At 40.9% G+C, this 16023-nt stretch carries 11 protein-coding genes; 8 read left to right on the top strand and 3 right to left on the bottom strand.

Going from position 1 to position 16023, the window contains the following annotated elements:
* The first annotated feature begins 3 nt into the window (after window positions 1-3).
* Window positions 4-1077 (top strand): dihydrodipicolinate synthase family protein, encoded by a 1074-nt coding sequence (locus X939_RS0117070; protein ID WP_025764510.1) that lies wholly within the window; start codon window positions 4-6, stop codon window positions 1075-1077.
* Between the two features lie 63 nt (window positions 1078-1140).
* Here X939_RS0117070 and X939_RS0117065 read toward each other — a convergent pair whose 3' ends face one another.
* Window positions 1141-2505: a Gfo/Idh/MocA family protein gene (locus X939_RS0117065; RefSeq protein WP_131694804.1), complete on the bottom strand. Its 1365-nt coding sequence runs from the start codon at window positions 2503-2505 to the stop codon at window positions 1141-1143.
* Between the two features lie 37 nt (window positions 2506-2542).
* A complete protein-coding gene (locus X939_RS0117060; protein ID WP_025764508.1) occupies window positions 2543-4756 on the bottom strand; it encodes a beta-N-acetylhexosaminidase in 2214 nt (737 codons plus the stop codon).
* Between the two features lie 284 nt (window positions 4757-5040).
* Between X939_RS0117060 and X939_RS0117055 the strand changes: the two genes are divergently transcribed.
* The 4 genes from X939_RS0117055 to X939_RS0117040 all read left to right on the top strand — a co-directional run bounded on the left by X939_RS0117055 (window position 5041) and on the right by X939_RS0117040 (window position 12372).
* Window positions 5041-5901, top strand: a complete 861-nt coding sequence (locus X939_RS0117055; protein WP_025764507.1) for a DMT family transporter — start codon at window positions 5041-5043, stop codon at window positions 5899-5901.
* A 403-nt stretch (window positions 5902-6304) separates the two neighbouring features.
* Window positions 6305-7204, top strand: coding sequence for a hypothetical protein (locus tag X939_RS0117050; RefSeq protein WP_025764506.1), 900 nt, complete (start codon window positions 6305-6307; stop codon window positions 7202-7204).
* A gap of 498 nt (window positions 7205-7702) precedes the next feature.
* Window positions 7703-10840: a SusC/RagA family TonB-linked outer membrane protein gene (locus tag X939_RS0117045; protein ID WP_025764505.1), complete on the top strand. Its 3138-nt coding sequence runs from the start codon at window positions 7703-7705 to the stop codon at window positions 10838-10840.
* Between the two features lie 23 nt (window positions 10841-10863).
* Window positions 10864-12372, top strand: coding sequence for a SusD/RagB family nutrient-binding outer membrane lipoprotein (locus X939_RS0117040; RefSeq protein ID WP_025764504.1), 1509 nt, complete (start codon window positions 10864-10866; stop codon window positions 12370-12372).
* Window positions 12373-12486: 114 nt separating this feature from the next.
* Here X939_RS0117040 and X939_RS23685 read toward each other — a convergent pair whose 3' ends face one another.
* Window positions 12487-12774: a hypothetical protein gene (locus X939_RS23685; protein ID WP_131694803.1), complete on the bottom strand. Its 288-nt coding sequence runs from the start codon at window positions 12772-12774 to the stop codon at window positions 12487-12489.
* Between the two features lie 306 nt (window positions 12775-13080).
* On the opposite strand from X939_RS23685, the gene X939_RS0117035 reads away from it, so the two are divergent.
* From X939_RS0117035 to X939_RS0117025, 3 genes are all read left to right on the top strand, one after another.
* The gene (locus X939_RS0117035; protein WP_025764503.1) at window positions 13081-13944 is read left to right on the top strand and encodes a DUF808 domain-containing protein; all 864 of its coding nucleotides are present in this window, start codon (window positions 13081-13083) and stop codon (window positions 13942-13944) included.
* A 174-nt stretch (window positions 13945-14118) separates the two neighbouring features.
* On the top strand, window positions 14119-14988 hold the full coding sequence (locus X939_RS0117030; RefSeq protein ID WP_025764502.1) for a helix-turn-helix domain-containing protein: 870 nt from the start codon (window positions 14119-14121) through the stop codon (window positions 14986-14988).
* A 170-nt stretch (window positions 14989-15158) separates the two neighbouring features.
* Window positions 15159-16022 (top strand): SDR family oxidoreductase, encoded by an 864-nt coding sequence (locus X939_RS0117025; RefSeq protein ID WP_044199879.1) that lies wholly within the window; start codon window positions 15159-15161, stop codon window positions 16020-16022.
* The last annotated feature ends 1 nt before the right edge of the window (window position 16023 follow it).

The raw sequence follows: 16023 nt of genomic DNA, 5'->3' as shown, positions 1-16023 counted from the left end.
GTTATGGAAAACATATTGAAACCCGAACTTAAGACCCACTTGCACCAAGGGACGGTTATACCGGCACACCCCTTGGCATTAAATGAAGATTTCATTTTAGATGAAAAGCGACAAAGACTACTTACGCGGTATTATATGGCTAGTGGTGCAGGTGGCTTGGCGGTAGGAGTGCATACGACTCAGTTTGAGATCCGAAAACCAGAAATAAATCTTCTTGACAGGGTATTGCAGCTTGCTGGTGAAGAAATTGATGCTGCCAAGTTGGCAAGACCATTTTTAAAGATTGCCGGTGTTTGTGGACCCACTGCCCAAGCTATTAAGGAAGCAGAGTTGGCTGTTTCTCACGGTTACCACATAGGTTTGCTAAGTCTTGGAGGATTAAACTCCTTCTCCGACGAAGCGTTGATAGAGCATATCCATGCCGTCGCGGAGGTGATCCCTGTTTTTGGATTTTATCTGCAACCGGCGGTTGGCGGTAGACTATTGAGTTATAAGTTTTGGCGGAAGATGGCCGAAATTCCCAATGTGGTTGGCGTAAAAATTGCTGCATTCAATCGCTATCAGACCTTAGAGGCTGTACGTGGTCTATGCGAGTCGGATCGGTGTCATGATATTGCCTTATATACCGGTAATGATGACAATATTGTGGCCGATCTATTGACACCTTACCGGTTTATGGTCGGCGGTGAAATGATAGAAAAACGATTTGTTGGTGGCTTACTGGGACATTGGGCGGTATGGACGGGTCGGGCGGTGAAGCTTTTGGAAGAGACCAAAATATGCGTTTCCAGAGAGTACGATGGTGCTGGTGCTTTACTGGCGAAGGGCATTGCTATTACGGACATGAATGCCGTGCTATTTGATGCTGAAAATGGCTTTCTTGGCTGTATTGCCGGTATCCATGAAGTATTAAGGAGGCAGGGGATTATGAAAGGGACCTGGTGTCTTAATCCGAAAGAAAAATTGTCGGAAGGGCAGTCGACCGAAATAGATCGGGTCTTAAGGACTTATCCAGACCTAATTGACGATGATTTTGTTCGAGGATTTTTGGAACTAAATCAGGAACTGCTGAATTGAAAAGAGGTTGGGAAGTTAAATTCCCCACCTCTTTAGTCCTTAAAGAAACGTCATTAAATCGAATTAATAGGCATCATTCACTGCAAAATTGTTTTTTCTAGTCATCCATTTTCCACCTGTAAAGTCTGGGAAGGGAACGGTTTCATTGCCCAACTCAATGGATGTTTCACTCAATGGAGTGATAGCACTCCAGGAAGCTGCATCATAGACATCCATGGGCGTTTCGGCATTCCCTTTTATGGATTCAATAAATGCGTGGATGACAAAGAAGTCAATGCCGTCATGGCCGGTTTCTAAGGCCTGCTTATTCCATTTTTTCCAGAGAGGATGATCGTATTTCTCAAACCACAGCTGTGCATCATCCCAGCGTTCATGATCGTATTTTGACTGCCCTTCGATATACATGCCATTATTGAGGTTCATCCAAATACCCTTGGTGCCCTGTACTCGAAAACCCAAAGAGTATGGTCGAGGCAAGTTAGTGTCGTGCTGTAGTAAAATGGTTTCTCCATTGCTGCATTTTATATTGGTAGTAACCACATCACCTAATTTGAACCGAACCTTGGTATTGGGGTGATTTTCCCCTCCTTTCTTGACGAGGTACTCCTGTAATCCCCTCGATTTGGATGAAAAGGAACAAAGGGATTCAAATCGATTTCCTCTGTTTATGTCAAGAATAACGGCGAGTGGGCCTACACCATGTGTAGGATACAGATCACCGTTACGGTTAACAGAGTGACTGGTTCGCCATTTTGCTTCAGAATAGCCTTTCTCTCCAAATTCAGCACCACTATTATACGGTGTAATGCCATTATTGAATTTTACACCTCTTAAGTCATGTTGATAGCCCCCCTGTAAATGAATCATTTCGCCAAAAAGTCCCTTACGAACCATATTTAAGACCGCTAAGGTATCCCTTCTGTAACAGGCATTTTCTAGCATCATGACCTGTGCGTTATGTTTTTCGGTGCATCGTACTACTTGCCAATGGTCTTCCAATGTGATGCCAAGCACTACCTCCGTTGCAACGTATTTGACACCTGCTCCTATCGAGTCGATTATCATGGGAGTATGCCATTCCCAAGGTGTAGCAATAATGATCCCATCTAATTTTTCTGATTCCACTAACCGTTTATATGCATGAGGATTCCCTTTGTATATTTTTGGCAGGGGTTTTCCAGCTTCCGAAAATAGTTTATTGCTCAATTGCAACATGCCCTCATCAATGTCACAAATGGCAGTGATGACACAGTCATTTCTCTTGAGTAAAGTGCTTATATGTGCTTGTCCTCTTAGTCCCGTACCTATAACGGCGATTTTTACTTTTGGTTGAGTTGTGCCTGCAAATTGTTGTATGGGCTTGGCCAGACTAAGACTGGCTGCACCTATGGAAATACTTTTTACGAATCTTCTCCGGGTAATTGGCATGTTTTTTAGGGCTAAGATTTTGGATGTATTATTTCGACTATTTTATAAAACGTTGCTGGAAAAATTGAATATAGTCACGCAATTCTTCTAGGTAGCCTTCCATGTTCAGTAACTGTTCGTCATAAATCAAATAGGTCATATCGGAAGTTCGGTTGGCGAAATGCCGAGTTCGGTCCTGTTCGAAGAAATAGTGCTTGGTCTGGGTAGACATACCTTTAGGTAACATGGTTGTTTGCCATGTATCCAGCAGGTTAGTATAGACGGTTTCTCTTCTGGTAAGGCTATTGGCAATAATGGTTTCTGCTTTTTTTAATGCGACCAATGAGGCATTCACATCCAAATAGCGATTTTGATGAGCCTCCTTTATCGCAAACTCCACCTTAGATAGGTCTTGGTAGGTATAGGCAGTATGCCGAATGAGTTTAGCTAGTGTAAGAAACACCTCGATGTCATGTTTGTTTTGAATATCCCTCTTTAAATTGTTGGTGCCTATTTGGATGGCTTTATTCATTTTTATTACGAATTCTTCTGCTGTGGCCAACCGATCGGCGTATCTTTTATTCCAAAACGGATCGTACTCTATGGCGTCACCACGAGGAAGGTCGGGCAAATGTGTTTTCCCAATGTCACCCCAAGCCCAGACTCTCCTTTCAAAACTCTCCATATAGAAATAGGCCCCCTCATTTAATAAATAGTAAAGCGAGTCTATTTCCTGGGAGGCTTGTCCGTAACGGTTATTGAAAAAGGCATTCGTAAATTCGGGGAGAGAATAACTGTTGGCGTTCCAGGAAAAGGTGGCAGTGGTAGCGAAGCTCAACATCCACGCCTGCATGGGTAGTCCGGAGTCATCCCAGGAAGTTCTGACTACCCCGTCGAATACATCCTTTCCCATGGTTTTCTTTAAAAAATTATAAGAATTTTCAAGACTACCCTGGCTCTTTACACCTTTGCCATTTTTTGTAAAAAAATAGGGAAGGAATAGCTGTTCTATACCAGGATTAGGGTCATAGGCATATACAGGATGTCCCATAGACTTGGCTTGTTTGGCATATTTCAAGTCAGAAGTTTCATAGTCATAGGATTCTGTAAGTAAAATTCCTTTACGAGGCTTTACGGGTTTGTCCTGTTTCATACCTGTGTGGTACACTTCCAGGCGACCCTTATCCCAGCCCATGGGTGCTTCCCAGGTCATGACTGAACGGCCCGAACCTTCTATACGCTGGGCCGATTTATCGATAAAATAATGGTACAAACCACTTTTTCCTATTTCTGCCTCCTTTTTTTTGCAGGCTGCACAGGCCCCCAATTCATAGGTTTCGTCAGAGCCAATATGGATAAACTCGGATCCGGGAGTCGCCTCCATTGCATCCTTCCATAGATCCTCCAGTAAATCGTAGGTGCCATTTTTTAAAGGACAGAATTCGAAGTTCGAAGCAGGTATTTCTCTTAAATGAGCAAACTGTGGCCATTTAAGTATAAAACTCACGTGGCCTAATCCTTGTACAAGCGGTACGATTTGTATATGGTACTTTTTGGCATATCTCGTTATTTCCTGCATTTCCTTTAAAGTGAACGCCCCGGGCGCCCCAATTTCAGGATGACTGGGGTATTCAAATTTATCTTCCCACTCCCATATCAGCATGTTTATTTTATAGGAAGCTAGCTCTTTTATAAGGCTTTCAACATAGCTGCGTTTGTCCTGATGGTGTTTGGTGTCATAATGTACTGCCCTTTCAGGCGTGTCGGGCCAGTCATGAATCACCAGACCCGGGATGATATACCGTTGTCCATCCTTTTGTATTAACTGTAACAGAGTCTGTGTCCCATAAAAAAGTCCGGCATCTTCTGAGGCCTTAATGGTAATTCGATTTTGGTTCGATGCTAGTTGGTAACTTTCACTACCCTTTGTAATCATGTCTTTTTGCCTTTGGAAAGAAATGGATCTTTTGGACCTGGAGCTGGTTATTCTCAGTTGAAGACCGGTTAGTGCTTTAATCCTGGACTGAAGTTCACTGGCTGCGAACTTGTCCTGGTCAGAAGCATTCTTGTCTAAGCTAATCGTTACCGAAGGATTCAATTCGAAAGGAAGCCCGACAGAATTGATTTGCTTGGGATAGGGAAGAAGGGAACTATTATTTTTTGCTACATTATTGGGGATTTGTGCCCATGCAATACTAGTCCCCAGCCAGTCTCCAAGTACGCCATTGCCAGCAAATAGAATAAATAAAAATTTAAAAATGGTTGATTTCATTTTTGTAAAAATGGTTTAGGTTGGCAAAACAAAGGTAACGTAAAATAGTATCTTTCAAAATATTTCATAAAAATGTTATGATATGTTTTATCCTTTCGAAAAAATACTGTAGTTTAGCAAACAAAAGGAAATGTAAATAATTGATTGGTGCTTAAAACCGAAATGAAAATTTCCTTATACCCATAAAAATAATTACTGCTTATAAGATAAAGACGATTTATAAGTAATAATAGTCCGTAAAATTTATCTACAAAGAGGTTTGATGAAATCATGGCTTGTCATTGATGAAAAAGAGAACTTGGGTTTTTTATACATTTATTACAACATTCTTTTGGGGTATTTGGGGTGCCCTTATTGAAATTCCGGAAAAAGCAGGTTTTCCGGCCACTCTTGGCTATTGTGTATGGGCACTAACGATGATTCCTTGTGCAGCAGTAGCATTAAAAATGGTAGGATGGAAACTGAATTTTGATCGGAAATCTATTTTAATCGGTTGTTCCGTAGGGCTGTTAGGCGCTTTGGGTCAGTTGATTTTATTCAAGGCGCTTGAAAGTGGGCCGGCGTATCTGGTTTTCCCGATCGTATCCCTTTTCCCGGTAATTACTATAGTGCTTTCTGCAACCATATTAAGGGAGCAAACCAGTCGGAAACAGTGGGTTGGAATAGGGGTTGCCCTGATAGCCATACCTTTCCTTTCTTATCAGTCGCCCAATCATAATATGCATCTGGGTTATGATTGGTTATTTTTGGCTATTGCCGTTTTTCTGATGTGGGGGATACAGGCCTTCGCTATGAAATTTGGTAATGAGTCTATGTCCGCCGAAAGTATTTTTCTTTATATGACACTTTCTGCTTTGACTCTCACGCCTCTCGCTTTCTGGATGACCGATTCTACCAAAGTTATCCATTGGGGTTTTAAAGGACCTTATCTGGCAGCTATTATTCAAATTTTCAATGCCATAGGAGCACTTTCCCTGGTATACGCCCTACGATATGGAAAATCGATTGTGGTGGTGCCAATCACTTCCCTGGCACCCGTATTGACCATTATTATCTCTCTTGTATTGTATGCCGTGTTTCCACATTATATGGTTCTGATTGGAATGATACTGGCCATTATGGCAATTTATATCTTGGCAGAATGAAATGTAGGTTGTTAATCACAATTGGTACGGCCGGGGAGTGGGGAGAAGCTTAACTTCAGGTAATCGGACTTGCTTTGATTCGAATGTTCCTTGGCTTTAAATATGCAATTAAAACAGAACAAAATGGTAGGGCTTTATTATACCAATCTAACAGCTAAGTGCAATAATTAAAAGCTGAAGCCAGGAATATGAACTCAAGGATGGGTTTTGTATTTGTTCGCTAATTATTGCCGGGGACTGTATTTTGTGTCAGGTCTATTGTAGCAGTGTAAAGTAAGGGTTGTAGAGACAATTTTAACTGGGCATATACTTCTTTGATTCGAGTACCCTTTAACTAAAAGGTCTGCACTACCGGTGCTGCTTATCTAAAATTGATACTTAAACTTTAATTTAAATATTGATCATGTTACGATTATTTATAAGCCTCGTGAGTTTATTTCTCGCTTGTAAGTCAGCAAGTGATTTGGATCGAACATCAGCCCAGGACAATTGCTTTACTTGTGCTGAGGCACCGGTAGGAACCATCTTTTGCGATGATTTTGAAAATACTATACCGCTCAAAGACAAGTATTTTGAGTATAATGATGCAGGGGGTATGTTTGTGCTTAGTGACAACGTTGGGCGTGGTGGAAGTAGAGGGATGAAAGTTATGTTTAAGAAGGGAGCCGTGGATGTGGGCGCCTTGCGTAAGTCAATCGGAAGAGCGCCGGGTGATTATATCAGTAAAAATTCTTCAGAACCCACGAAAGACTTTGATGAAATATACTGGCGTGTTGATTTGAAGAGGCAGGTAGGATGGAAAGGAGGAGGTGGTGATAAATTGAGTCGCGCTACTGTGATGGCTAACAGCAACTGGGCTCAGGGAGCTATGGCACACTTATGGTCCCATGGGAATTACTTGGTTATGGATCCAGCTAGCGGTATAAATGAAGACGGGGAATTAGTTAGTACTAAATATAATGATTTCGACAATTTAAGATGGAATCTCGGTAAGAAACTGGGGGTGACCGATATATACAGTGATGAAACTGCAGGGAAATGGTTTTGTATTGAGGGGCATATTAAGCTTAATACCCCTGGTGAGAAAGATGGTGTATTTGAATTTTGGGTGGATGATCAATTACAGGGAAGAACCAGTCGTATGAACTGGCATGGTGATTGGAATAAGGATCCTGAAAATATGAAAATAAATGGGGTTTTCTTTGAAAATTATTGGAATACTGGATCAGTACAAGACCAAGAGCGATATATGGACAATATCGTGATTTCCACCGGTCGGATTGGATGTAATTGCTCAAAATAGTGGAATTGAGTGATGAAATCTGCAGAATTGAAGGTTCTTTTTGCCTTGATAATAAGAATACGAAAGAAAAAATGTTATATTCATAAGGTTATATAAATAAATATATGAGTAACAATAAGAAAATAAAAACTTATTGTTATATTTGGAAAAACTATTTGACATATACATCACAGACGCGAGCAGATCATGCATTCCTCAGGATGTTAGTACTCGATCATTCATTCGTTGACCTGAATAACGTTTTTTTAGACAGGACAAAGAGTGCGTATGGTTCTGTAACGGAAAACGTATACCCAAAAGAGTTATGTAATTTGTGTGACTTATGAAATGAGAACAGACAGAGGCAAATGGATATGCTTCTAAGGTGGATTCAATAAACATGAAAATGTAAATCTGGTCTTTTTAGTGGTAAGTTCCTGATAATCAATTTAAAGCTAGTCTGTTTTTATATTACTACTATTTTCTAATCCATAACGTATACCTTTAAAAATTGAATCGATGAAAAGAAGCAATCTACTCCCTAGATCACTCATCATGTGTATTGTATTTGTACTCTGCATTAGTGATGTATTTTCGCAAAAACGAACGATAACTGGAACCGTTACAGATTCTGAAAATCAGGCCCTACCAGGAACGACTATATTGATTAAAGGAGGAACTGTCGGGGTTATTTCGGATGCAAAAGGTAATTACTCCATCGATGCTCCTACGAATTCAGGAACACTGGTGTTTTCATTTACCGGATTTTCGGCTCAGGAAGTTTCGATCGCCAACAGATCAGTGATTAATGTACAGCTGGTTCCAGACGAAAACCAATTGTCCGAAGTGGTTGTCACTGCCTTTGGTGTTGAGAGGCAGAAGAAAGCACTGGGTTATTCTGTTCAAGTAGTTGACGGTGCTAAGCTTACCGAAGCCAGAGAATCCAATGTTGCGAATTCCCTGAAAGGAAAGGTGGCAGGTCTCCACGTGAATCCATCGAGTGGGGGAGTAGGTGGATCTAGTTATGTTATGATCCGAGGAAATAGCTCCTTAGCAGGTAATGGACAGCCCTTGTACGTGGTCGACGGTGTTCCGATTGATAATCAAACGTTGGATGCCGCCACTGTAGCCAGTGGACGAGACTATGGAGACGGAATAAATAATATTAACCCCGATGACATAGAAAACGTAACCGTACTCAAGGGTCCTGCTGCGGCTTCTATTTATGGAGCCAGAGGGTCGAATGGCGTTATACTAATCACGACGAAGAAGGGAACACGTGGCAGAGGTATAGGTGTAGATATTAATTCAAACCTTACCATCGAAAAACCCAATGTCATTCCGACGCAGCAGAATGTTTGGGGAGGAGGATACGGAGGCACCCATGGTTCCCTGGGCACTAAAACCATAGACGGAGTTGCATATTCGAGCTGGCCCAGTTGGTTAGGCGATAGCTGGGGTGGAAAAATGGATGGCAGACCCATCGTTATAGATCGATGGTTGGAACTAGGCCCGGTGCCCTATACGGGACAGGCTTCTGATAATATCAAAAGCTTTTTTCAGACGGGTGTAACAAAAACCAATACCATAGGCGTTTCCGGTGGCGCAGGGACCGTTACCTACAGGGTTTCTTTGTCCGATTTGCATAATAAAGGCATTATTCCAAACACAAAATTCGAAAGACAAACGGTTAATCTAAGGTTATCTGCGGATGTTTCACCTAGCCTGTCCATCGATAGTAAGATCAATTATGTAAGACAAAAGGCCACCAACCGTCCGCAGATTAACTCTTATTCCCAGAACCCAATGACAGCATTGAATTTGCTGCCAAGGTTTATGGATCTGAATACCTTAAAAGATCATAAGAAGGCGGATGGTACCATGACCCGTGTCAATGGTTCGTTGAATCCCTACTGGACCGTTAATGAACTGACTGGTTTTGACACCAGAGATCGGGTAATAGGATTTATTTCTGCCAAATATAAATTTACTAACTGGCTCTCATTACAGGCCAGAACAGGTACCGACTTTTATACAGACATACGTTACGAACAAATTAATCAATATACCACGGGGGAAAATGGCAGGGTAACCAACAATCAATTCCTAGTAAAAGAGGGAAATAGCGATTTATTACTTAATGCCTTTGGCAAACTAAGTAAGAAGCTAAGTGGATCCATTTCATTGGGGGCCAATCATTTGAGTCGTGATCAGCGAGTAGTAGGTAATGTCGGAACCAATTTGAATGTGCCTGGTCTATACTATATAGGAAATACACAGAATGTTACCCCACGTGAGTATACAGTACGTAAACGCATGAATTCTGTATACTTCACCGGCCAACTTGCCTATGAGAACTTTCTTTTCCTAGATGTTACCGGAAGAAATGACTGGTCTTCAACGCTGGGAAACCAAAATCAATCCTTCTTTTATCCTTCTGTTGCCTCCAGCTTCGTCTTTTCGGATATAGCCAAATGGGATAAGCGTGTGCTTAGCTATGGAAAATTACGAGCTTCCTATGCAGAAGCCGGTAACGATGCCAGTCCGTATCAGACCAAGGCCGGATATACCGTCACTAGCAGTACTACCTTTAATGGCCAGCCCTTTGCTAATATACGTAGCAATATACCGCTTACTGATTTGAAAAATGAGCTGAAACGCTCCTATGAATTTGGTGCAGAATTAAGGTTTTTGAACGATAGGGTAGCCGTCGATCTTACCTATTATAATTCTTCAACCATCAATCAAATTTTACCCTTGCAAATATCCGCTGCTACAGGCTATGATACCCGGTTAATCAACGCTGGCGAAATCAGAAATAGCGGATTTGAGCTTCTATTCAATACAATTCCAGTCAAAACCAAGAATCTGGACTGGAGTGTTTCTCTAAATCTCTCGAAAAATAAGTCGAAGGTAGTATCTCTGGCTCCGAATATTACCACCTTAACATTAATGGATCCAGGCTATGGGGCAAGTATTCAGGCTCGTACAGGAGAGGCCTTCGGAAATATAGTAGGTTATAAATTTTTGAGAAATGAAAATGGAGATAAACTCCTCACTGCAGAGGGTAAGTGGCAGCGTGGTGTGGATCTGGAAGTATTAGGACGTATTCAGCCCGACTACCTGGCCGGACTTACCAATACAATAACCTATAAGGCTATTTCTGTAAGTGCCTTGATAGATGTTCGGAAGGGAGGTCAAATCCTGTCCTATTCCAAATTAAACCAAATGGCCAAAGGAACTGGGAAGTTTACGGAAAATAGGGAAAATTTAATTGCCGATGGGGTAATTAAGACGGGTAATGGGGAGTACGTTAAAAGTGATATAGTGATACCGGCCGAAAGTTATTATGCCGAAGCAGGTCCATGGAGCAATATAGGAGAAACACAGGTAATTGATGCCGACTATATCGCCTTTAGAGAATTTACGATCGGTTATAATCTAAAATCTTTGTTGAAAGAAAGTAAGTTTTTTAAGACAGTTAGGGTTTCGCTGGTGGGTAGAAATTTATTCTATTTCTATCGTGATCCAGAGTTTAAACTTATGGGCATAAGTCCCGAAACTGCCTTCAGTACGGCTACGGCGGCTCAGGGATATGAAACCGTTTCGATGCCAACGACTAGAAGTTTGGGCTTTAATCTTTCCCTTTCCTTTTAAATCAAAATTCAAAAATACATATCATGAAAATATATTCAAGAAAAGTACGTATAAAACTGTTTGCGTTCCTGGCCGTATGCATCGGATCGTGTACATCTGATTTTGATGAAATCAATACGGATCCAACCTTAGTTACAGAAGATATTATAAAGCCTTCCATGCTGTTAACTTCTGTTCTGAAATATTCGGTGTATAGTACCTATAATTTAAGCATTATAGCCGAATATTCGGGTTATTATTCAAATGGCGCATCGGGATCAATATTTCAAAGTGCCAACTGGAATGATCCTTATAATGCCTTCTATCGCAACTATATTATCAATACCTCTGAAATAATTAGACTTACCGCCAAGGATCCCCGGTTGATTAACCAGACTTCTATGGCAAGAATCCTTAAAGTCTGGCTTTATTCGCAATTGACGGATTTATATGGAGACGTTCCTTATTTTGAAGCAGCCCAAAAAGTGGACCAGGTCATTAATCAGCCGAAATATGACACGCAAAAGGCTATATATACGGATATGCTAAAGGAGCTGAAGGAGGCTAGTGCTGCATTGAATGAAGATCCTCAGCTGCCTTCTTTTGGGGCTGCCGATATACTTATGCAAGGAAATGTAGTGAAATGGAGACGATTCGCAAATTCTTTGCGATTAAGGTTAGCTATGCGTATTCGCTATGCAGATGAAAATTTGGCTAAGCAACATATTCAGGAAGTAATCAATGCCCCGTTAATCGATGACAATTCATTCAACGTATTTCTTAAAACCCTTAATGGCTCTGATACCAGAAACAGAAATCCGCAATGGAATGACCCAATTAATAATTATCCACAATCCGTTTCTTTTACGGTCACCGAAACGCTCAAAATGTTGAAAGACCCTCGGATAAGAATTTTTATCCAGCCCGCTCCAGATTCAATATCAGGATATCGTGGTAGGCCGATCGCTGCTTTGCCCGATGAAAAAGGGTATGGATCTGAAAATAGTGCAAGCCAGGGGCAATTTTTTAGGGAGGCCGTCTATCCTATCATGGTCATGAATGCTGCAGAAGTATTTTTACTTAGGGCAGAGGCCGCATTATTTAAATTCTCTACTGAAAATGCACAGACAATGTTTACCAATGGAATTGCGAGTTCACTGCTGCAGTATCAAGTAAATGAGGCTGAGAAAAAAAGTTATTTAAGCTCCGAACAAACTAAATTGGCAGGGACAGATGAGCAAAAACTGGAGCAAATAATTCTTCAAAAGTTTTTAGCCAATTATTATCAGATTTATGAAGGATATGCAGAGTTTAGGCGAACGGGCTACCCTAAAATTTGGACAGGTAGCGATAAGGGAAGTACCGGCGGTGAAATACCGCGTAGATTGACCTATCCTTTGGATGAATATACTAAAAACGAAAGCAATATTAAAAAGGCCGCCAGCGCCCTTTCCAAAGGGGATACTTATATGAGCCGAATTTGGTGGGATGCCAAGCCGGGATTGCCATTTCACCATCCAAGACAGGGGAAATTTCCACCTGAAATGTACTAAAAACGTATTATAATCATCTGTATTGGAGTCAGTATGAGTTACATTTTTTAACTCATACTGGCTCCTTCATTTGAGTTCGTTTCAAAAATAGGCATGTTCTAGAATTTACTTATCTCAGCTTAGTTTTATGCTGGTCTTTATTCTATCCCTTTGTCGTAAATGATGACGGAAATGCATATCTATAAATGGTAACCATTCAGATGCATTAAAATAATTTAGACCTGGATGCTTTGTTTTGCCGTTATACCGACTGTTTGAAATTTGCGTTTCAGAATTTATAATTCTCTCTTTTATGTTGGCCAACGAACTTAAAACTACTTCTTTGCTATCAGGTTGAGGAGTGTAATTATTAGAAGGGGGGCCTTCAATCAATTCATTTGGGAATTCATTATTGACAAACATAAGTTTAGCAATTTCTTAAGTTCTTCGTTTGCAATCCAGTCATTGAGACAATTCTTTTTTTAAAAATCATCCCCCTGTACTACTCTATGAACGCAAAAACCCTGTAGGTATGATATTTGAATGGAAGGAGCAGTGTTATTAGAACTAAGGATCGTTTTCCATCATTTCTAAAATGGCGGTTAGCAGTATCTTCTATAGAATTGGGTCCTGATGCTTTTTATTCGAAGCTTTTAAGGAAAAAATGGACCGATATTAGTTAAGTAATCACTTTTTCATACTTTTACGCCCGTACGACTTAATAGAATTATGGCATCAGGTTTTTTTGCAGTTTTAGATGATATTGCCGCCCTTATGGACGATGTAGCTGTAGCGAGTAAGATTGCTACGCAAAAGACCGCCGGGATTCTTGGCGACGACTTAGCGGTAAATGCGGAAAAAGCAACAGGATTTTTGGCCTCCAGAGAGGTGCCTGTGCTATGGGCGATTACTAAAGGATCTTTACTCAATAAATTGATTATTGTTCCGGTGGCCCTGGCGTTAAATGCCTTCTTTCCGGTGGCCATAAAATTCATTCTCATCCTGGGGGGATTTTACCTTGCCTATGAAGGGGTAGAGAAAATTATTGAGTTCCTGTTCCACCGTTCCAAAAAAGGTCAAGAGGTTATCGAAGAGATTGTAATGGATAGTGGTGAAATGGAAAAAGCCAAAGTCAAATCTGCCATTACTACCGATTTTATCCTCTCTGTTGAAATAGTCATCATTGCATTGGGAACAGTTCTCGAACAGCCTTTGCAGATACAGGTCGCTACTGTAGCTGTAGTTGCACTCCTGGCTACCATAGGTGTCTATGGAATTGTAGCCCTGATTGTCAGAATGGATGATGCTGGTTATAAGTTGATCAAGCATTCCGAAAATAAGGGCTTTTTGACCGCTCTGGGAAAGTTATTGGTGAAAGCACTACCTGTTATCATTAAGTTTCTAGGCATTGTGGGAACCATCGCTTTAATACTCGTTTCTGGCGGTATTTTTGTTCATAATATAGAATACTTGCATCACCTTTTTCCCCAGCTTCCATCCACCGTCAAGGAGGTTGCCATGGGTTTACTCGCGGGTCTCTTTGGTGTATTAATGGTCGGAATATTTAAAAAAATCTTTAAATCTAAAGCATAGTACAATACAATAACTGTTATCCATATTATCAATAACAAGTCTGATACAGTATATCCGATTGGCATGATTTCAACTAGTGATTATTATCTGTCTTACCTGTTTGATACTGAACTACGAACTCTGAATGCAATGATATAAGAGAACATGTCTGTCTGGTAAACCTATAACAGTAATTTGAAAAAGATTCCAAAAATATTCTTCAAGAGTACTGCAGGCGCTACGGATATTGAATTCCTCCCTCTCACTGAACTATTTGCAAGAATTGATAAAAGCCCGACACATAATCCCCGGCTACCACATAGAATCTCATTTTTTGCCCTTTTGATAGTAACAGATGGGGCTGGTGTACATCAGGTCGATCTTCAGAACTATCCTATTAAGAGTGGGGACGTTTTGAAAATAGCGAAAGGACAAGTGCATGCATTTCAGGAGGATTTCCTTTACCAGGGATATCTGGTAGTGTTTACCGAGGAGTTTATTCTGAAGTATTTTTCCGGCTCATCTATCGATTTTGTTTCGCGGTTTTATAACTATCATATTTCAGCCCCGCTTATACATGCAGAATCCTATATCAGGGATTTTTTGCCTCAGATTAGGGCGGAGCTAGAAATCCAAAATTCTTATGCACAAAAGGAGATAATTGCCAAAATGATGGAATTGTTTCTGTTAAGACTGGAGCGATTGTCTAACCAACAACATGCTCCTGATGTTTCGTTTAACCATAAACACCAATCTATCTTTTTTGCGTTTAAAGAGATGCTGGAGAGCGAGGATAGGAATTCCCGGAATGTAAAAGATTATGCTGATCGACTCAATATATCCGCCAAACATCTCAATAGTATTATCCGGGAGATTACACTCAATACCGCCAAGTATTTTATTGATCAGTATATTATTCTTGAAATAAAGCGATACATCGTGTGCAGTACACTCAGTCTTAAGGAGATCGCTTTTAAATGTGGCTTCGACGAGGTAACGAATTTTACCAAGTTCTTTAAAAAAAATATGGGTGTTACCCCTAAGGAATACAAAACGTTGTTGTAAGCTTCTGGTTTCATATTTACCATTCGCAAGGAAGTATCTACCTTTTATATGCGAAGCGATCATATGAAATTTGTATCACGAAAATGAGACGATTGAAGTCAGCCTATCACGCGCTGAATCCAGTATATATCGTATGTACTTCGTTTCTTTTAACCTAAATATAAATTGTTATGATGAAGATAGCTGTAACATCTGCCAGTGGGCACTTAGGTGCTGCCATTGTCAAGGCGTTGATAGAAGAAATAGGTACAGAGCATGTTGTTGCCATTGCGCGAACTCCAGAAAAAGCAATGGGGTTGGGGGTAGAAGTCAGGAAAGGGGATTATAATAATCCAGCCGATTTTGAACATGCATTAAAGGATGTGGATAAGCTTTTGCTTGTGTCTGGAATGGATGCGCCCGAAAAACGTATCCAGCAGCATCGTAATGTGATTGAAGCCGCTCGTAGTAATGGAGTCAGCAAGTTGGTATACACCAGTATAATCGGGGATGAAGAGGGTAATGCATTCAGTCCTGTGGTGCGTAGCAATCGGCGAACCGAGGAAGATATTCGCTCTTCTGGATTGGAATGGGCAATTGGTAGGAACGGTATCTACATAGAACCCGATTTAGATTATTTGAATCATTATATTCAGGAAGGGGTGATTCGGAACTCTGCCGCAAAAGGGAAGTGTGCTTATACCAGCAGAGCAGAATTAGGATTCGCCTATGCCCAGATGTTACTCCGTGATGAGCATCACGGGCAAACTTACAATCTGGTAGGGGAGGCTATTTCCCAGTTTGAGCTGGCGGGATTGATCAACGAAGTGTTTGGTACAGAGCTTACCTACCAGACAATGTCTGTAGAGTCCTATCAGGAGGACCGGAAGGCCGAGCTAGGTGATTTTCTAGGTGAAGTAGTTGCAGGTATTTATGAAGGAATAAGGAGCGGTGCCTACGATATTTACTCGGATTATCATAAGGCTAGTGGTCGGTGTCACCTTTCTCCAAAACAGATGATGGAAAATTATCATCATAATACTTATAAAAAATAAA

Origin of the sequence: Dyadobacter tibetensis Y620-1, from assembly GCF_000566685.1 — a bacterium.
GTDB lineage: Bacteria > Bacteroidota > Bacteroidia > Cytophagales > Spirosomataceae > Dyadobacter > Dyadobacter tibetensis.
The sequence above is the reverse complement of the archived record's forward strand: the minus strand, read 5'-3'. Positions and strand labels throughout refer to the sequence as shown.

What these genes read in the sequence shown, in the direction of transcription:
- X939_RS0117070 (WP_025764510.1), top strand. Translation starts at nt 4, where the DNA reads ATGGAAAACATATTGAAACCCGAACTTAAGACCCACTTGCACCAAGGG.
- X939_RS0117065 (WP_131694804.1), bottom strand. Translation starts at nt 2,505, where the DNA reads ATGCCAATTACCCGGAGAAGATTCGTAAAAAGTATTTCCATAGGTGCA.
- X939_RS0117060 (WP_025764508.1), bottom strand. Translation starts at nt 4,756, where the DNA reads ATGAAATCAACCATTTTTAAATTTTTATTTATTCTATTTGCTGGCAAT.
- X939_RS0117055 (WP_025764507.1), top strand. Translation starts at nt 5,041, where the DNA reads ATGAAAAAGAGAACTTGGGTTTTTTATACATTTATTACAACATTCTTT.
- X939_RS0117050 (WP_025764506.1), top strand. Translation starts at nt 6,305, where the DNA reads ATGTTACGATTATTTATAAGCCTCGTGAGTTTATTTCTCGCTTGTAAG.
- X939_RS0117045 (WP_025764505.1), top strand. Translation starts at nt 7,703, where the DNA reads ATGAAAAGAAGCAATCTACTCCCTAGATCACTCATCATGTGTATTGTA.
- X939_RS0117040 (WP_025764504.1), top strand. Translation starts at nt 10,864, where the DNA reads ATGAAAATATATTCAAGAAAAGTACGTATAAAACTGTTTGCGTTCCTG.
- X939_RS23685 (WP_131694803.1), bottom strand. Translation starts at nt 12,774, where the DNA reads ATGTTTGTCAATAATGAATTCCCAAATGAATTGATTGAAGGCCCCCCT.
- X939_RS0117035 (WP_025764503.1), top strand. Translation starts at nt 13,081, where the DNA reads ATGGCATCAGGTTTTTTTGCAGTTTTAGATGATATTGCCGCCCTTATG.
- X939_RS0117025 (WP_044199879.1), top strand. Translation starts at nt 15,159, where the DNA reads ATGATGAAGATAGCTGTAACATCTGCCAGTGGGCACTTAGGTGCTGCC.